At 57.6% G+C, this 17,067-nt stretch carries 18 protein-coding genes and 1 pseudogene (1 of these 19 only partly in view); 6 read left to right on the plus strand and 13 right to left on the minus strand.

The genetic code is table 11. The features are described 5' to 3' along the window. The 3 genes from NMD14_18480 to NMD14_18490 form a co-directional block, all read right to left on the minus strand. A protein-coding gene (locus NMD14_18480) for a DUF2489 domain-containing protein (GenBank protein XEI34800.1) crosses the window boundary here: on the minus strand, positions 1–293 show its 5' portion. It extends 148 nt beyond the left edge of the window; only the first 293 of its 441 coding nucleotides appear in the window; it begins with the start codon at positions 291–293; its stop codon lies off the left edge, out of view. An 11-nt stretch (positions 294–304) separates the two neighbouring features. Beyond that, complete coding sequence (yihI, locus tag NMD14_18485) at positions 305–892, minus strand: Der GTPase-activating protein YihI (GenBank protein ID XEI32659.1); 588 nt, start codon at positions 890–892, stop codon at positions 305–307. Positions 893–1,731: 839 nt separating this feature from the next. Next, the gene (locus NMD14_18490; GenBank protein ID XEI32660.1) at positions 1,732–2,349 is read right to left on the minus strand and encodes a cytochrome c4; all 618 of its coding nucleotides are present in this window, start codon (positions 2,347–2,349) and stop codon (positions 1,732–1,734) included. A gap of 142 nt (positions 2,350–2,491) precedes the next feature. On the opposite strand from NMD14_18490, the gene yihA reads away from it, so the two are divergent. After that, positions 2,492–3,148, plus strand: coding sequence for a ribosome biogenesis GTP-binding protein YihA/YsxC (gene yihA / locus NMD14_18495; GenBank protein ID XEI32661.1), 657 nt, complete (start codon positions 2,492–2,494; stop codon positions 3,146–3,148). Between the two features lie 776 nt (positions 3,149–3,924). On the opposite strand, the gene NMD14_18500 is transcribed toward yihA, so the two are convergent. The 9 genes from NMD14_18500 to NMD14_18540 form a co-directional block, all read right to left on the minus strand. Continuing rightward, the gene (locus tag NMD14_18500; GenBank protein XEI32662.1) at positions 3,925–4,185 is read right to left on the minus strand and encodes a DUF1488 domain-containing protein; all 261 of its coding nucleotides are present in this window, start codon (positions 4,183–4,185) and stop codon (positions 3,925–3,927) included. Next, positions 4,182–5,003, minus strand: a complete 822-nt coding sequence (gene aroE, locus NMD14_18505) for a shikimate dehydrogenase (protein ID XEI32663.1) — start codon at positions 5,001–5,003, stop codon at positions 4,182–4,184. Before aroE ends, NMD14_18500 begins: the two co-directional genes overlap by 4 nt. Positions 5,004–5,106: 103 nt before the next feature. Continuing rightward, positions 5,107–6,015 (minus strand): oxygen-dependent coproporphyrinogen oxidase, encoded by a 909-nt coding sequence (gene hemF, locus NMD14_18510; GenBank protein ID XEI32664.1) that lies wholly within the window; start codon positions 6,013–6,015, stop codon positions 5,107–5,109. A 112-nt stretch (positions 6,016–6,127) separates the two neighbouring features. Continuing rightward, a complete protein-coding gene (locus NMD14_18515) occupies positions 6,128–6,688 on the minus strand; it encodes an L-threonylcarbamoyladenylate synthase (protein ID XEI32665.1) in 561 nt (186 codons plus the stop codon). A gap of 133 nt (positions 6,689–6,821) precedes the next feature. After that, positions 6,822–7,325 (minus strand): 5-(carboxyamino)imidazole ribonucleotide mutase, encoded by a 504-nt coding sequence (gene purE / locus NMD14_18520; protein ID XEI32666.1) that lies wholly within the window; start codon positions 7,323–7,325, stop codon positions 6,822–6,824. 74 nt (positions 7,326–7,399) lie between these two features. Further along, positions 7,400–7,957 (minus strand): topoisomerase DNA-binding C4 zinc finger domain-containing protein, encoded by a 558-nt coding sequence (locus NMD14_18525; GenBank protein ID XEI32667.1) that lies wholly within the window; start codon positions 7,955–7,957, stop codon positions 7,400–7,402. A gap of 55 nt (positions 7,958–8,012) precedes the next feature. After that, positions 8,013–8,486: a DUF494 family protein gene (locus NMD14_18530; protein ID XEI32668.1), complete on the minus strand. Its 474-nt coding sequence runs from the start codon at positions 8,484–8,486 to the stop codon at positions 8,013–8,015. Then, a complete protein-coding gene (dprA, locus tag NMD14_18535; protein XEI32669.1) occupies positions 8,479–9,594 on the minus strand; it encodes a DNA-processing protein DprA in 1,116 nt (371 codons plus the stop codon). The genes NMD14_18530 and dprA overlap by 8 nt, the downstream gene beginning before the upstream one ends. A 1-nt stretch (position 9,595) precedes the next feature. Further along, entirely contained in the window at positions 9,596–10,687 is a 1,092-nt protein-coding gene (locus NMD14_18540; GenBank protein ID XEI32670.1) for a LysM peptidoglycan-binding domain-containing protein, read from the minus strand. A 108-nt stretch (positions 10,688–10,795) separates the two neighbouring features. On the opposite strand from NMD14_18540, the gene def reads away from it, so the two are divergent. From def to NMD14_18565, 5 genes are all read left to right on the plus strand, one after another. After that, entirely contained in the window at positions 10,796–11,308 is a 513-nt protein-coding gene (gene def, locus NMD14_18545) for a peptide deformylase (GenBank protein ID XEI32671.1), read from the plus strand. A gap of 12 nt (positions 11,309–11,320) precedes the next feature. Further along, positions 11,321–12,265, plus strand: coding sequence for a methionyl-tRNA formyltransferase (gene fmt, locus NMD14_18550; protein ID XEI32672.1), 945 nt, complete (start codon positions 11,321–11,323; stop codon positions 12,263–12,265). 60 nt (positions 12,266–12,325) lie between these two features. Then, positions 12,326–13,618: a 16S rRNA (cytosine(967)-C(5))-methyltransferase RsmB gene (rsmB, locus tag NMD14_18555; protein XEI32673.1), complete on the plus strand. Its 1,293-nt coding sequence runs from the start codon at positions 12,326–12,328 to the stop codon at positions 13,616–13,618. A 79-nt stretch (positions 13,619–13,697) separates the two neighbouring features. Continuing rightward, positions 13,698–15,074 carry a Trk system potassium transporter TrkA gene (trkA, locus tag NMD14_18560; GenBank protein XEI32674.1) on the plus strand — a complete coding sequence of 459 codons (1,377 nt, stop codon included), beginning with the start codon at positions 13,698–13,700 and terminating at the stop codon, positions 15,072–15,074. A gap of 96 nt (positions 15,075–15,170) precedes the next feature. Beyond that, positions 15,171–16,613, plus strand: coding sequence for a TrkH family potassium uptake protein (locus NMD14_18565; protein XEI32675.1), 1,443 nt, complete (start codon positions 15,171–15,173; stop codon positions 16,611–16,613). 172 nt (positions 16,614–16,785) lie between these two features. Here NMD14_18565 and NMD14_18570 read toward each other — a convergent pair. Further along, positions 16,786–17,040, minus strand: a pseudogene (locus tag NMD14_18570) (transposase). Positions 17,041–17,067 lie beyond the last annotated feature (27 nt).

Below are 17,067 nucleotides of genomic sequence, written 5' to 3' on the forward strand. Positions count from 1 at the left end.
TTCACCTTCTCATACAGCCCGTACAGACCCGGGAACTCGGCAACGAACGCCCGCCCACCCTTGATCTGCAACGCATCCAGCAGGTTGGTCAGCCGAATGGCACCTTCGGAGTAATCGCACTGCCCCTCCTGCACCGCATGGGCAATGACCCGCACGCTATCGAGAATCCGCTCGTTGCGAGCGGTTATCGATTGCCACTGCATCGCTTGCTGTCGCCTCAGTCTGGCCAGCAGCATGCCTGCGTAGATGGCCAATCCTGACAAAATCAGGCCGCCCAACAGGGCGGCCAGCATCCATCCACTCATCACTTTTTCTTCGGCTCAGGCTTGGGTTCCGGCTTGAAATCGACCTGGTTGAAACGGTCCCACAACTCCTCTTCGGAGGCTGGTTTCTGCTCGTCGAACTCGGCGTCATCGCCATCATCAAACGGCAGCTCGTCATCTTCATCATCGTCGTTGTCGATGATGCCCAGCTCATCCATCAGCTCCTGATAACGGTCGACGCGCTGATCAACCCAGGCCTGCTCGGCCGCTTCCAGGGTTTCACCGGCATCCAGACGATCCAGCAAATCATTCAAACGGTCATCGTTTTCGATGGAAGCCAGCTCCTGCTCGGGCGTCATCACCAGCTTCTTCTCTTTCACCACCTTGGGTGCTGCCGGCTTCTTCTGTTTGTCATCCACCACCAGTACCACCGGCTTGCGGGAACCGATACGCGGATCTTTGGACTGGCTGTTGCCAGACTTGTTGTTCGATTGTTCAACTTGCTGACGAGAACCAGCCTTCAGGCCCTTGCGCTTGGCAGCCCGTTTACGCTCACGACCTTCCTGAGCACTGACATCAGATTCTTTGCGCTTGCCAGTAGGCTTGCGAGTGGGTTGTTTGGCAGACATGAATGGCTAACTCCGAAAAATAACTGGTTTGACCCGTACCCGGGATGATCTCACCCGGTGGGATACGATGCGAGGAACAGTAAGGCTGGAACAAGAGCAGGATCCGCACCAATCCGGCCTAATCAGGCCACTGAACACCGCAGGATCGGTATCCTCTGGGCATGTTGCTGGTATTTTGACACAGAATGGCTAATCGGGTTAATGACCCAAAAGAAAAAAGGCAGCCGAAGCTGCCTTGATATGTTCATGCGGGTGCCATCCTGAATGGCAAAACAATCTGTTTCGTCCTCTCCGTGACAACTTGTCGCCGCAGCATATCGTTGTGTGGTCATCCTGACCTTATATTGGTCGTTCCTGAATCTGCGTGTGCCTGTTTGACCCGTCGCGACCGCATCCTGCCATCGTGCCGGGGAGTTTGCATCCCGCAACCCCATCCCGCTCCGGAGATGGTCACCATCCTGATCCTTCAATCCTTTGCCAGCTCATCCGAGCCCATGGCATCCCGCCACGCCAGCCATCCTCTGCTCACAACACCCTGTCGGCGTGAAACCGCCACCCAAGCCGTGGGTGAATCCATTAAGCCAACTGTATCAACTCTATGAATCGGCTCAATCCACCCAAAACATTCTCAACATATCCAAAAGCATCAAAACCAAAGTAAACAATTGATAAATAATGATAATTTCATATTTTTTGCAATTACATAAGCCTTGACCTGCCTTGAGAATGGAAAATCTCTTACAGAACGGAGGGATTAAACCGAGAATTATCTGAAAGCCATAAAAACAACGGGGAGCCCAAGCTCCCCGTTTCAACTCGAATCGACCGTATCGACTATATCAGTGCAGACCCGCCACATATTTGGAGAGGGCTTCGATATCCTGATCAGTCAGTTTCTTGGCAACGTCCCGCATCATGCCATTCGGATCGTTGTCACGCGTCCCGGCACGGAATGCGGTGAGCTGAGCCTTGATATAGGCAGGATGCTGGCCGGACAGGCTTGGATACTTCGCCTGTTCGACACCCGAGCCACGGGGACCATGACAAGCCGTACAGGCGGCCAGACCGCGACTCATGTCACCGCCCATATAGAGGGCCTTGCCCGCTTCGACTACGTCGTCAGGGACCGCGATCGGGCTAACCTTCAGGCCGGAGAAATAAGCCGCCAGGTCATCCATGTCCTGTTCCGACAAAGGTAACGCCATCGGCCCCATCACTGGCGCAACCCGGCCAATTTGACCAGAAGCGGCAGCCTTCAGTTCAACTAACTGCTTTTTGATATATGATGCGTGCTGACCAGCAATCTTGGGGTACATATCAACCAGGCTGTTTCCGTCCGGTCCATGACAAGCCGCACACACGGCAGCCTTGGTCTGTCCCGCAGCGGCATCGCCCTTGGCTTGTGCCATCCCCGTTACGCCAACCATCAGAGCAAGAGTAATGACTAGGTTCTTCATGGCGTTCCAACTTTTCGTTATTAGGCTTCCAGATCCCATGCCGCTGAAGGCATGTTAAAATAAACGCGTTTAAGCGACGCTATTTTACACCATTTTACAAAAAAGTAACTCTATAACCCTCTATCTCCATGGGGAATTTACGTTGGATACACAAACTCTGAATTTCAATAAGGTGCATTTTGTGACCAGCGCACCCGACATCCGTCACCTGCCAAATGATGGGGGTGTCGAGATCGCGTTTGCCGGCCGTTCCAACGCCGGTAAGTCATCTGCATTGAACACCTTAACCAAACACAAGAACCTGGCGCGCACCAGTAAGACACCCGGTCGTACCCAGCTGATCAACCTGTTTGAACTGGAACCAGGCAAGCGTCTGGTCGACTTGCCGGGTTATGGTTATGCGCAAGTTCCGCTGGAAATGAAGCTCAAGTGGCAAAAGTCACTGGCAGAGTATCTACAGCGCCGTGAGTCATTGAAAGGTCTGGTGATCCTGATGGACATCCGTCACCCGCTCAAAGATACCGACATGAACATGCTGGAGTGGAGCTCACACCGTCAGTTGCCCGTCATGTTATTGCTGACCAAGGCGGATAAACTGAGTCCGGGCCCGCGCAACAACCAGGTGATCAAGGTGCGCCAGGCCGTTGCCAACCTTGGTTCCCAGATCCAGGTTGAAGCGTTCTCCTCCCTCACCCATATCGGGGTGGAGAAGCTGGCGCAAACCCTGACCGAATGGTACGTCAGTGGTGACGATACCGACCTGCTGGACGCTGACGAACAGCAACCTGTCGAGGAGTAACCCACTCCTCGCTCTCCTTGCAATTGGCGGAGCACTCCTCCGCTGATTGAAAGGGTTTCAGATTGCCGCTTTCACCTACCTCACGACAAACACCCCGCATTCGGCTCCCCTGCTATATCCATTACCGCTTACAGTTCATATAGATAGGCCATTAATTCACACTAACAATTAACTTGAGAAGATGTTGATAGCGTTTTCAAATCCGTTCTTTCAAAACGAACCAGAATTACAAAAAGAGACAAAAATGAAATTTAATTACAGAGCCTAACCGGAAGGGATAAAAATGAGGCCGGACGACAGTGATGCCATCCAGCCAGAAAGAATAAGTTCAAAAAATTGGGAAGAAGCTGAATCTTGAGTACCAGACGACAGGTATTCCTCAAGAAGCAGCCTCATTCTATCAAATGCATCGCCAATTTAAAGCATTTACTCTAAATGGCACACATAAAAAAACACCCCGACGAGAACCTCATCGGGGCAGCTATTCAGCCACATTCAATTACGTGAAATAAAAGGTCTGAAAGATAGAACATCTTACCTCTGTACCCTACGCAGACAACTGTACAGCAAAGCAGCAGAAAGTGAAAGTAATTTATGTAATTTAGTTTCAGCACTTACAGATTAAGAAAAAATCTTTTATTTTCATACAGATAAAAAAATCCCCAGTACGAATACCGGGGAGTTATAAAGGTGACTAGCTAGCACTTCCTCAACTACATGGTTAGTCAGCGCTATTTCAAAATAGTTCCGCTACAAAACAAAAAAACTTAAAAAAATCAGAGGTAGATAGCACCATCCTCAGCAAACTCTTGTTCTTCAATGAGTTTTTCAGCCAGATCTTCTATGTCAAAGCGCACGCTTTCAAAGGCTCTGACGATGTCATCCTCCCTCGTCAGCGCCAGGCCGGTCATTCTCTCCAGTCGCAGCTGGCTGATGTAACAATCAATCAGCGCCCCCATCTGCTGAGCGGGAAAGCGCACCCGCTGTTCGTCAGCCTGCCACTCCATCAGGTCGGGAAACAGAATACCCTGGTTCATATCACCCCCAAGTTACGCTTCAACTCTCTCAATACCTGTTTAGTCCCGGGACGAATTCCGCGCCACACGGCAAACGCTTCGGCAGCCTGTTCCACCAGCATGCCGAGTCCATCCATGGTCTGCCGGGCCCCATGCTGTTTGGCCCAACCGATAAACGCCGTATCCGTGGCGCCATACATCATGTCGTAGATGGCAATATCGGCGTGGATCAGAGCGGGTGACAACGGCGGCAGCTCCCCTTGCAGGCTGGCAGAAGTCGAATTGATGACGAGATCGAACGGCCCAGCCAGCTGCTCATAGGTCTGGGCGGTCACGGGCCCCAGATCGTGGAATTCGGCAGCCAGCTGCTGCGCTTTGGCGTGCGTGCGGTTGGCAATCACCAGCTCGCTCGGCAGCTCAGCCAGCAGCGGCGCCAATGCACCACGAGCCGCGCCACCGGCACCCAGCAGCAGGATCCGGCTATCCGCCAGCGTCACACCATGGGACTTGAGATCGGCTACCAGCCCGGCACCATCGGTATTATCCCCCAGCAACACGCCATCATCGGTCAGCTTGATGGTGTTGACCGCGCCAGCCCGCTTGGCCCTTGGGCTCAAGCGATCGACCAGAGTGAATGCCTGCTCCTTGAAGGGAACTGTGATATTGCATCCCTTGCCCCCTTGGGCAAAGAAGGCACGCAGAGTTTGGGCAAACTCGTCGACGGCGGGTTCAGCCAGTCCATACTCCAGCTCTTGCTGGGTCTGTCTGGCAAACAGGGTGTGAATGAAGGGGGACTTGCTGTGGCGCACCGGGTGGCCAAAAACCAGATAACGATCCATCAAAGAGTTCCATCAGAGGGCAATATTCCGATTTAACGGGTTTTCGCACTCGGGGACAAGCCGAATATCGGCCAGTAAAGAGGGGCCATCATGGCCCCTCGGGTCACAACCACTCTCGCGGCGTGAGGTAGTCGGTGTAGAGCAAGGCCTCAGGAGTGCCCGCCTCCGGCTGCCAGTCATACTCCCAGCGTGCCAGCGGTGGCATCGACATCAGGATCGACTCGGTACGTCCACCGGTCTGCAACCCGAACAGGGTGCCCCGGTCATACACCAGATTGAACTCCACATAACGACCGCGACGATAGAGCTGGAACTCCCGCTCCCGCTCGCCATAGGCCAGTACTTTGCGTCGTTCGATGATCGGCAGGTAGGCATCGAGATAACCCCGACCCACCGCCTGCATAAAGGCAAAGCAGTCGGCAAAGGGCCAGCGATTCAGATCGTCGAAGAAGAGACCGCCCACCCCTCGCGTCTCGTTGCGGTGCTTGAGGAAGAAGTAGCGATCGCACCAGGATTTGAACTCGGGGTAGATCTCATCACCAAATGGCTGGCAGAGATCACGGGAGACCTGATGCCAGTGCTGCACATCCTCGGCAAACGGGTAGAAGGGCGTCAAATCGAAGCCACCGCCAAACCACCAGATTGGATCTTCACCCTCTTTCTCGGCGATGAAGAAACGGACGTTGGCGTGGCTGGTCGGCGCATAGGGGTTGTGCGGATGGATCACCAGCGACACGCCCATCGCCTCGAACTGGCGACCCGCCAACTCGGGCCGATGGGCCGTCGCAGAGGCAGGCATGGCATCGCCATAGACATGGGAGAAATTGACACCGCCCTGCTCAATCACCGCGCCGTGGCGCAATACGCGGGTGCGACCACCGCCGCCGCCTTCACGGCTCCAGGCATCTTCCACAAAGTGTCCACTGCCGTCTGCCTGCTCCAGACCACGGCAGATCTCGTCCTGCAACTGCAACAGGAAGGCCTTGACCTGGGCCACATCCGGTTTGCTCATCTTGTCTCCAGTCAGGCAGGATCGTGAACGCCCTGTCCATTTTTATAGTTAAATCAATCCGGTGAGCTCACCACTCAGCGGGTTGATGGCAAATCATGATATATCCGCCCGCTCAGGAGGGGCGAATAATGGCGCCGGTACGGGCGTCCTTGATCTCGGATGGGTTGGCTTGCCCACCCACTTCACCGGGCAGGATATAGGCCAGCTTGCTTGCCAACCGCTCACCGATATCAGCCACCCGACGGGCAGGCTCCTCACCGGTCAGGTTGGCGCTGGTAGAGACCAGCGGCTTGCCAAAGGCGCGGCACAACGCCTGCACCTGAGGATGGGCCGTCACGCGCACCGCCAGGGTCTCGAACTGCCCGGTCAGCCATGAGGGAGTATCAGGCTTGGCAGGCATGATCCAGGTAAAGGGGCCGGGCCAGCTGGCTTCAACCCGAGCCAGTTGCTCACTGCCAAGCTGGCTCAGGTCGATGTAATCCTGCAATTGCTCTACGTCGGCAGCAATCAGGATCAACCCCTTCTCCACCGGACGCTGCTTGATGGCCAGCAGTCGCTGCACCGCAACTTCAGAGTCGGGATCACAACCCAGACCAAACACGGCCTCGGTTGCATAAGCGATCACCCCTTCCTGCCGGAGGGCGGCAACCGCCTGTTCAAATTCATTTGGCATAGGAAAAATGCGGCAGCCAGGCTGCCGCCTCGTCACTTAGAAGCAAGTTGAACCGATATGGCGGCGATCATGGCGAAGTGACGTGTTGCTGTAGCACAGAAAATACGACACGTCCGGATCACCACCCGTTCACTTACTTGAGTTGAGCCTGCAGGGCGGCATCCTTGGCCATCACCTCTTCGGCATTCTTCTGGCGTTCGGCCCGAACCTTGGCTGCCAGTTCATCATCGGCTACTGCCAGCATCTGGGCTGCCAGATAACCTGCGTTCTTGGCACCGGCCTTGCCGATCGCCACGGTCGCTACCGGTACACCACCGGGCATCTGCACGGTGGAGAGCAGCGCATCCAGCCCCTTGAGCGGGCCACCATCGATAGGCACCCCGATCACGGGACGAGTCGTGATACCAGCTACGGCACCCGCCAGATGCGCCGCCAGACCGGCAGCACAGATAAAGACCTTGCAGCCACGGGCCTCGGCATCGGTCACATACTGATGGGTCGCAGCCGGCGTGCGGTGCGCGGAGGTGACTTTGACTTCCACTGCGATATCAAATGACTTGAGCACCTCGAGGGTGGTCTGCATCACGGGGAAATCAGAATCAGAGCCCATCAATACGGCAACAAAGGGTTTATTCATGGTGGGAATTTCCTTACTCCAAGTGGGGGGTTGAAGTTCACCGAAAACGTTTCAATCCGGTTGCGGCGGCGGGATTATACCTGCTCACTTTGGTGGCCGCATTTCTTTTGCGGACAAACCCAACGCAGCGTTCCCCTCACTTTTTTCTCGACCATGATGCCCCAGCCACACGCGGGACAAGGCATGGGGATCGGTTTGTCGTTCACCACATATTTGCAATGGGGATAGCCATCACAAGAGTAAAACTGTTTGCCGTAGCGAGAGGTACGGCTCACCAGATGGCCCTTGCCACACTCGGGACAGAGGATCTGGGTATCGTCGCTCTCCTGCAGAGATTCGATGTGCTGGCAGGCCGGATACTGGGTACAACCGACAAACAGACCGTAACGCCCCTTCTTGATCGCCAGCGGCTGTCCGCAATCGGGACAGGCAGAGCCTTCGAGCACCTTTTCGATGTCGCGACCGGATGGCGTCAGGGAACGGATGTAATCACAGGCGGGATAGGCAGAACAGCCGAGAAAGGGACCATGTTTGCCCTGGCGGATCACCAGCTCGGCCCCGCACTGCGGGCACGGCTCGCGCTCGAAGGCATGTTCGTGGGCTGAAAAGAGATGATGATCGATCTTTGACATGGGCCGCGCCTTGAAATCCAGATGGTCTGAATTCTACCAGCGCGGCACCGGACTGTCAGTGAATGACGCCGTCTGACTCATCAAACACCAGCTCTTCCATCTGCTGGTAGGCATTTTCACTGCCCGGTACGTTGAACAGCACCATCATGACGACCCACTTCAGGTCATCCAGCTCGATATCCGGCTTGTCCAGCTCGAGCAGACGCTCGATACAGATCTCGCGGGTTTCTGCATTCAGCACCTGGGCCTGTTCCAGAAACAGCAGGAAGCCGCGGCACTCAGTACTCAGACGAGCCAGCTCTTGCGGGGCATAGATACGCATCGAGCCTTGCGCGCTGGCGGTGACATAGACCTCCCGCTCGCTATCGTGCAGATTGGCCAGTCGCTCCAGCCAGTCGAGCGCCTTGTCGATCTCTTCTTTATTGAAACCGGCCCGGCTCAACTCGTCGGTGAGCTCATCCTGCTCGACCATCACATCTGCATCGCTGTGGATGTAGGTCTCGAAAAGGTACATCAATACATCAAACATGATTCGCCCTCCTCGCTCTGACGTATCCACCGGCTACCGCCATCACTGCACCGGCCAGCTCCAGCTCTACCAACCTGCCCAATACTACTTCGACAGGAAGCTGGGCCCGCTCGGCAACGGTATCCACGCTCGTGGTCTCATAATCTACGTTATCCAACAAATCGGCATAAGGCAATTCGCTAATATGCGGTTGCTCAGATGGTGTGACCGACGGATGTGGCCGTACGACCCACTCTGGCAGCTCGTCCACTATATCGGCCGCACTCAGCACAAGTTTGGCCCCCTGCTGAATTAATCTGTTGCACCCTATCGCTTGGGCATTTTGCGGGGCGCCGGGTACCGCAAACACTTCGCGTCCCTGTTCAAGCGCATAGCGAGCGGTGATCAGCGAACCGCTCTGCTCGGTCGCCTCCACCACCAGCGTTCCCAGCGACAGACCACTGATAATACGGTTGCGACGAGGAAAATGTTCAGCCAGCGGCCCTTTATCCGGCGCCAACTCGGATATAAGCAACCCACCCTTTTCCAGAATCTGGCCAGCCAGCCCCTGATGGCGCTTGGGGTAGAGACTATCGAGCCCCGATCCCAGCACGGCGAGAGTAATGCCGCCAGCAGCCAACGCCTGCAGATGGCAAACACCATCGATGCCAAGCGCAAGGCCCGAGGTAATAGCCAACCCACAGGCAACCAGTTCAGCACTGAGGCGAGAGGCATTGTCTTTGCCGGCATAGGTGGGATGGCGTGTCCCTACCATTGCCAGCTGGGGCAATGACAAGGCGGCAAGATCGCCACGGCAGTAAAGCAACAAGGGGGCCGCGGGGATCTCCCGCAGCAAAGAGGGGTAAACAGGGTGATCTTGCGTAATAAGGACGTTGCCAGGTAAAGCGGCCCAAGCCAGGCTCTGCTCAACCACCGGCGAGGGCCAGCGCAGTTGCCTTATCTGCTCTGACGACAGCCCCATACCATGCAGTTGCGTTTCATCGCTCTGGAACAGAGCTTCAATACTTCCCCCGACTCGCGCCAACAAACGCGATGCGGTCACCGGACCAATACCGGTGACCGCATCAAGGGTTAGCCAGAGCGCCAAACGCGCGTCGGGGTAGTTCACGTCAGAAGTGAGTGACCTGATAACCCGAGCTCACCATGTCGTTACTCTGCATGATGAGACCGTAACTCACCTTGTCATACACCTTGAACAACATGACACGGGCAATCGCTTCAGAGGGCAGTGGTGCCTTCTTGTTGCTGCTGTAAAACACCCTGTTGTAGACCGATGAGAGCTCCTTGTACTGCACATCGCCATTTTTGGTCACCAAGGCAGCACCGGGCCGCCTGACATCCAGCACATCCCCGGCGACCAGTTGATCACGGCCACCCCGGTTGAGCAGCACCACATCAAACTTGCCACCGCCCCGGGTCTTGTTTGGCAAATCGATGATATAGCCCGGCGTGATAGCAGGTGCCGCCTTCGGTGTGAAGACGGCGGGCATGTTCTCCTGAGCGGGCAGCGGCATCACCTTGTCGCCCTGCAGCACCTCCCGCTGGTTGTGAGTCAGTGTGACTTCGGTCCGATCGCCATCAAGACGTGCCACGGCCCGTACCACACCGGCAAAGATCGCCTCCTGGCCCAGCTGTTCACCGGTTTCACGATCCTTGTAGACCACTCCGGGATGATAGATGCCATACATCTGGCCCGGCGTCAGGGAGCCCTGTACATAGAGGGTGTCCCCCTCCAGCATGCCGATATGTTTCTGATCCGAACCCAGCAGATAAGGCAGGGTTTTCTGCTGCTGACTGTCAGCCAGAATATGGTCGGTTTGCAAGAAGGGCCCGATCTCGCTGATAGGCAGGGTCGGAATGGGGTTGGCCTTGTTCTCGTAACGGGTTTTTGGGCCGAGACGGATGACTTGCTTGCCCCCCTGCATCGCCTTGCCGAGTCGAGGTTCCCCATTGACCCAGCTCAGATGCAGCACATCACCGGGGTAGATCCAGTGAGGATTGGCAATCTGTGGATTGATGTTCCAGAGCCGGGGCCACAGCCAAGGCTCTGCCAGATATTTGCCGGAGATATCCCACAAGGTGTCGCCTTTTTGCACCACATAACTTTCAGGATAACCCGCTTTCAGCCTTAGCTGGTCGGCCAGAGCGGAGTGGCTCACGGTCACCAGCAGGCAGGCGAGGATGGTTTGCTTCAGATGCATAACACTCCCTGTTACTTCTGCACGCAAAGTGTTGCTGTTTTTTGTCGGCGTAAATGACTAGAATTACGCCAATATTGACTGCATTTATACGAAACTAAAGAAAAAACTATGGCCATTCTAGATGTATTGCGTTTTCCCGATGAACGTCTGCGCACCGTTGCAGCCCCTGTCGAGACCTTTACACCCGAGTTACAACATATTGTAGATGATATGTTCGAAACCATGTACGCGGAGGAAGGCATTGGCCTCGCCGCAACTCAGGTCGACATTCACCAGCGCATCATAGTGATCGATGTCTCTGAAAACCGTGAAGATCCTCTGGTATTGATCAATCCGGAGATCATCGAGCAGTGCGGCAGCACCGGCATCGAAGAGGGTTGCCTCTCCGTGCCCGGCAGTCGTGCTCTGGTGCCGCGCGCCGAACAGGTCAAAATCCGCGCGCTGGATCGTAACGGCAAGCCGTTCGAGCTGGAAGCCGACGATCTGCTCGCCATCTGCATCCAGCATGAGATGGATCATCTGGTCGGCAAGCTGTTTGTGGATTACCTGTCCCCGCTCAAGCGCCAGCGCATTCGCCAGAAGCTGGAAAAGATGGCCCGTGAAGATCGCAAAGTCCTCTGAGGATCTGCCCCATTGAATAAGCTGAAACTGATTTTTGCCGGTACTCCCGACTTCGCCGCCCGTCACCTGGCGGCGTTGTTGTCTTCCGACCACGAGGTCGTTGCCGTTTATACCCAGCCGGACAAGCCCGCCGGTCGTGGTCAGAAGCTCACTGCCAGCCCGGTCAAAGAGCTGGCCCTGAGCCACAATCTGCCGGTTTACCAGCCCGCCTCCCTGCGCAAGGAAGAGGCGCAGGCCGAACTGGCCGCCCTTGGCGCCGACCTGATGGTCGTGGTGGCCTATGGCCTGATCCTGCCCAAGGTGGTGCTCGATACCCCGCGTCTGGGTTGTATCAACGTCCACGGCTCCCTGCTGCCCCGCTGGCGCGGCGCAGCGCCGATCCAGCGCGCCATCTGGGCAGGCGATAGCGAAACCGGCGTCACCATCATGCAGATGGATGTGGGGCTGGATACCGGCGCCATGATCCGCAAGGTGAGCTGTCCCATCGCCGCCGACGACACCTCCGCCAGCCTCTATGACAAGCTGGCCGAGCTGGGCCCGCAGGCACTGGTCGACACCATCAAAGCCATGGCCGCCGGAGAAACCGCTGCCGAGGCGCAAGATGATGCGCAGGCAAACTATGCCGAAAAGCTCTCCAAGGAAGAGGCCCGCATCGACTGGTCGATGGAGGCTGTTGCCATCGAACGCTGCATCCGCTCATTCAACCCCTGGCCCATCAGCTGGTTTGACGTGGCTGACCAGACCATCAAGGTATGGCAAGCCGCAGTGGTGGACAGTGACCACGGCCAACCCGCCGGCACCCTGCTCAAGGCCGACAAACAGGGGATCGACATCGCTACCGGCAAAGGGGTACTGCGCCTGCTGACCCTGCAACCGCCTGGCAAGAAGGCGATGTCCGTGACGGATCTGCTCAACTCTCGCCGCGACTGGTTTGAACCCGGCACGCAATTGAATTGAACTGGATTGAATTGACACAAGCGGGGCCCAGGCCCCGACTTGCGCATCTAAGGTAACGCTATGAAAACACGTGCACAGGCCGCTCTCGTTATTCAACAGGTGCTGGATCAGGGTCAATCCCTCTCCGCTGTTCTGCCTGCTGCCCAGGAGAAGGTTGCGCCCCGCGATCGCGCTCTCCTGCAAGAACTCTGCTATGGCACCCTGCGCTGGCTGCCCCGCCTCGATGCGGCAGTCAACGAGATGATGGACAAGCCGCTCAAGAACAAGAGCCGCATTTTCCACTATCTGATTTTGGTCGGTCTCTATCAGCTCATCTACACCCGCATTCCGGCTCACGCCGCGGTGGCCGAGACCGTCAACGCCGTCAAACTGCTCAAGGGCACCTCCCTGCGTGGCCTCATCAACGGCGTGCTGCGCAACTTCCAGCGCAGCGCCGAAGTGATTCTGCTGCGTATCGACCGCGTTCCCAGCATTCGCCTCGGTCATCCGGAGTGGCTCACCAAGCGCCTGCGTCAGGCCTATCCGGATGAGTGGGAATTCATCATGGAGGCGAACAACCAGCGTCCCCCCATGTGGATCCGCAACAACAGCCAGCGCCAGAGCCGCGATGCCATGCTGGCTCGCATGGCCGACGTTGGCATCAATGCCGTGGCCGGTGAAGAGGGCGAGGATTGCATCCTGCTGGAGCGTCCTTGCGATGTAACCAAGCTGCCCGGCTTCGAGGTCGGTGACTGCTCGGTACAGGATGGTGCAGCACAACAGGCTGCGGCGCTGCTCGACCCACAACCGGGTGAATGGGTGCTGGATGCCTGCGCGGCCCCCGGCGGCAAGACCGCCCACCTGCTGGAACGTCAGCCCAAGCTGGCTGGCGTGGTCGCCGTCGATGCTGACGAAAACCGCCTCAAGCGGGTGCAGGAGAACCTGGACCGCATCGGCCTGATCGCCAAGGTGATCCACGGCGATGCGGCGGCACCGGAACAGTGGTGGCCGGAGGGTCAGTTCGATCGCATCCTGCTGGATGCCCCCTGCTCCGCCACCGGCGTGATCCGCCGCCATCCCGACATCAAGTGGCTGCGCCGTGATCAGGACATTCGCGAGCTGGCCGAGCTGCAGCGTCGCATTCTCAATGCCCTCTGGGGCAAGCTGAAAAGCGGCGGCACCCTGCTCTACGCCACCTGCTCCGTATTGCCGGAAGAGAACCGCGAGCAGATCCGCGCCTTCCTTGCGGCGACCAAAGATGCCAAATTGGTGCCATTGCACGAACAGGACACCCCGGACTGCCCGGGTCGCCAGTTCCTGCCGGGTGAAGCCGAGATGGATGGCTTCTACTACGCCAAACTGGTCAAGCTGTGAGTCTGGCCAGCTTCTCCCGGGGTAGCCGCCATGCTGGCGGCACGCCCCTTTACTGCATCAACGTGAGTAGACGTTCCCTATGAAGATCATCATTTTGGGAGCCGGCCAGGTCGGCGGCACCCTGGCCGAGAACCTGGCCGGGGAGAACAACGACATCACCATCGTCGATACCGACAGCGAACGGCTGCGCGAGCTGCAGGACAAGTTTGACCTGCGGGTGGTCAATGGTCACGGCGCCCACCCCAGGGTGCTGCGCGAAGCGGGGGCCCAGGATGCCGACATGCTGGTCGCCGTCACCAACAGTGACGAGACCAACATGATCGCCTGTCAGGTCGCCTACTCCCTGTTCAACACCCCGAACAAGGTGGCGCGGATCCGCTCGCCCGCCTATCTGACCGAGCGGGATCGCCTGTTCCTGCCGGAATCGGTGCCGGTGGATCACCTGATCGCGCCGGAGCAGCTGGTGACCGACTATGTGCGTCGTTTGATCGAATATCCGGGCGCCCTGCAGGTAGTTGATTTTGCAGGTGGTCGTGTCGGTCTGGTCGCGGTCAAGGCCTACTACGGTGGCCCGCTGGTAGGCAATGCCCTCTCCACTCTGCGCGAGCACATGCCCAACATCGAAACCCGGGTTGCGGCCATCTTCCGTCAGGGCCGTCCGATCCGTCCGCAAGGCACCACCATCATCGAAGCGGATGACGAGGTCTTCTTCGTCGCCGCCGCGGGTCATATTCGCGCCGTGATGTCTGAGCTGCAGCGCCTCGAGAGCCCCTATCGCCGCATCATGATCGTCGGTGGCGGCAACATCGGCGCCGGCCTCGCCCGCCAGCTGGAGAAGCGCTACAGCGTCAAGCTTATCGAGCGCAACCAGAAGCGGGCGGAGCAGCTCTCCGAACTGCTGGAGAACACCATCGTCTTCTGCGGCGATGCGGCGGATCAGGAGTTGCTGGCCGAGGAGCACATCGATCAGATCGACGTCTTCATCGCCGTGACCAACGAGGACGAGGCCAACATCATGTCGGCGCTGCTCGCCAAGAAGATGGGCGCCAAGAAGACCATGGTGCTGATCCAGCGCGGCGCCTACGTGGATCTGGTGCAGGGTGGTTCTATCGATATCGCCATCTCGCCGCAGCAGGCCACCATCTCGGCGCTGTTGACCCACGTGCGTCGGGCCGATATCGCCAACGTCTACAGCCTGCGCCGCGGTGCGGCCGAGGCGATCGAGGCGATCGCCCACGGCGACGAGAACACCTCCAAGGTGGTCGGCAAGACGGTGGGCGAGCTCAAGCTGCCGCCGGGCACCACCATCGGCGCCGTGGTGCGCGGGGATGAGGTGCTGATCGCCCACGATCGCACCAAGATCCAGCAGGATGACCACGTGGTCATGTTCCTGGTGGACAAGAAGTACATCCCGGAAGTGGAGCGGCTGTTCCAACCAAGCCCCTTCTTCCTGTAACGTCTTCATGCGCACAGGCTGTCAAACCAGACCCGGCTCAGCTCCCCCAAGGGGAGGGGTCGGGTCTTTTGTTAATCAACGACCAGGTTATCGAACATGATCAAGCTGCGTCCCATTATCTTCACCCTCGGGCTGGTGCTCTCCAAGCTGGCGCTCTTCATGTGGCTGCCCACCTTGCTGGCACTACTGACCGGGTCAGAGGGCTTTGTCGCATTTCTCAAGTCCGTGCTGATCACCCACGGCGCCGCCCTGCTCTGCCTCCACTATGGCCGCAAGGCAGTATTTCATCTGGGGGTGCGGGAGATGTTCCTGCTCACCACCTCGGTCTGGGTGGTGGCCTGCGCCTTCGGTGCGCTGCCTTTTGTTTTCATCACCCACATCAACTTCACCGATGCCTATTTCGAGACCATGTCTGGGGTGACCACCACGGGATCGACCGTGCTCTCCGGCCTCGACAACATGGCCCACAGCATCCTGTTGTGGCGATCCATCCTGCAGTGGCTGGGCGGGGTCGGCTTTATCGTGATGGCGGTGGCGGTGCTGCCCTACCTCAACGTCGGCGGCATGAAGCTGTTCCAGACCGAGAGCTCGGACTGGTCAGACAAAAGCGCGCCACGAGCCAAGACGGTGGCCAACAACATCGTCGTGGTCTATCTGGTGCTCTCCATGCTCTGTTTCATGGCCTACTGGGCCAGCGGCATGAACATGTTCGAGGCGATCAACCACGCCATGACCACTCTCAGTACCGGCGGCTACTCCACCTCCGATCAATCCATGTCCCACTTCTCCAACTCGGCCCACTGGATTGGCACCCTGTTCATGTTCCTCGGCGGCCTGCCCTTCTTGCTCTATGTGCAAAGCCTCAACCACAGGGACAACAGCCTTTTCAAGGATGCCCAGGTGCGCGGCTTCTTCTGGCTGGTGGTGTGGGTCACCGTCATCATGACCTTCTATCTGTGGGAGAGAGACCTGTTCGGCTTCTGGGATGCCCTGCGCATCAGCTGCTTCAACATCGTCTCGGTGCTCACCACCACCGGCTACGGCCTTGGTGACTTCGGCACCTGGGGGCCGCTCGCCAGCATCGTCTTCATCGTACTGCTGGCTCTTGGGGCCTGCTCAGGCTCCACTGCGGGCGGCCTCAAGATCTTCCGGGTACAGGTGGCGTTTGCCCTGTTCAGAAAGCAGATGCGCCAGCTGATGCACCCTTCTGCCGTATTTCCCCAGAAGTACAACGGCCGGACGGTCAATGACGCCATCATCCGCTCGATGATCTCCTTCGTACTGGCCTACTTCGCCATCATTCTGGTGATAGCCGCACTGCTGGGCGCCATCGGGCTTGACCCCCTGACGGCCATATCCAGCTCCATCACCGCCGTGGCCAACGTCGGCCCGGGCATGGGCCCGGTGGTCGGCCCCAGCACCAACTTTGCCAGCCTGCCGGAATCGGCCAAATGGCTGCTGTCATTCGGCATGCTGCTGGGACGACTGGAGATCCTGACGGTCGCAGTGCTCTTCTTCCCCTCCTTCTGGCGCCAGTAACCCCTTACTGCATGCCAGCAAAAAGCCGCAGCGTTCACCCGCTGCGGCTTTTTTATCTCACTCATCCCCACAACTTTCGTTCGCCGCTTATCAGCCCACTCATCATCCATTGCTGATGGCCTGAACGAGCTCATCAGGATGGCCAGAGCGGATCACAAGCATAAAAAAAGGTTCATCGCGTCTTTCCGGGGAAGGCGGCCTTGATTTTCAGGAAAAAGTATTCTGAGTCCCGAAATCCATAAGCCATGCGTTTGATCACCTTGATCCGATTATTCACGCCCTCCAGCAGGCTGGTGTGCATGGGAAAGATTGCGCTGGCCAAAATCCCCCGGGTGTAACGGCGAAGGTTTTTGGCAAAACGCTCTAAGGGCTCCAGGCCACTTTCCTTCGCTTGTCGCATCCAGGCCTTCCATCGTCGCCAACCTTCCCGTAACTGTTCACCCGCAGGGTATTG

The sequence above is a fragment of the Aeromonas veronii genome (assembly GCA_041319085.1).
Classification (GTDB): domain Bacteria; phylum Pseudomonadota; class Gammaproteobacteria; order Enterobacterales; family Aeromonadaceae; genus Aeromonas; species Aeromonas veronii_F.

What these genes read in the sequence shown, in the direction of transcription:
- yihI (XEI32659.1), bottom strand. Translation starts at nt 892, where the DNA reads ATGTCTGCCAAACAACCCACTCGCAAGCCTACTGGCAAGCGCAAAGAA.
- NMD14_18490 (XEI32660.1), bottom strand. Translation starts at nt 2,349, where the DNA reads ATGAAGAACCTAGTCATTACTCTTGCTCTGATGGTTGGCGTAACGGGG.
- NMD14_18500 (XEI32662.1), bottom strand. Translation starts at nt 4,185, where the DNA reads ATGAACCAGGGTATTCTGTTTCCCGACCTGATGGAGTGGCAGGCTGAC.
- aroE (XEI32663.1), bottom strand. Translation starts at nt 5,003, where the DNA reads ATGGATCGTTATCTGGTTTTTGGCCACCCGGTGCGCCACAGCAAGTCC.
- hemF (XEI32664.1), bottom strand. Translation starts at nt 6,015, where the DNA reads ATGAGCAAACCGGATGTGGCCCAGGTCAAGGCCTTCCTGTTGCAGTTG.
- NMD14_18515 (XEI32665.1), bottom strand. Translation starts at nt 6,688, where the DNA reads ATGCCAAATGAATTTGAACAGGCGGTTGCCGCCCTCCGGCAGGAAGGG.
- purE (XEI32666.1), bottom strand. Translation starts at nt 7,325, where the DNA reads ATGAATAAACCCTTTGTTGCCGTATTGATGGGCTCTGATTCTGATTTC.
- NMD14_18525 (XEI32667.1), bottom strand. Translation starts at nt 7,957, where the DNA reads ATGTCAAAGATCGATCATCATCTCTTTTCAGCCCACGAACATGCCTTC.
- NMD14_18530 (XEI32668.1), bottom strand. Translation starts at nt 8,486, where the DNA reads ATGTTTGATGTATTGATGTACCTTTTCGAGACCTACATCCACAGCGAT.
- NMD14_18540 (XEI32670.1), bottom strand. Translation starts at nt 10,687, where the DNA reads ATGCATCTGAAGCAAACCATCCTCGCCTGCCTGCTGGTGACCGTGAGC.
- def (XEI32671.1), top strand. Translation starts at nt 10,796, where the DNA reads ATGGCCATTCTAGATGTATTGCGTTTTCCCGATGAACGTCTGCGCACC.
- rsmB (XEI32673.1), top strand. Translation starts at nt 12,326, where the DNA reads ATGAAAACACGTGCACAGGCCGCTCTCGTTATTCAACAGGTGCTGGAT.
- trkA (XEI32674.1), top strand. Translation starts at nt 13,698, where the DNA reads ATGAAGATCATCATTTTGGGAGCCGGCCAGGTCGGCGGCACCCTGGCC.
- NMD14_18565 (XEI32675.1), top strand. Translation starts at nt 15,171, where the DNA reads ATGATCAAGCTGCGTCCCATTATCTTCACCCTCGGGCTGGTGCTCTCC.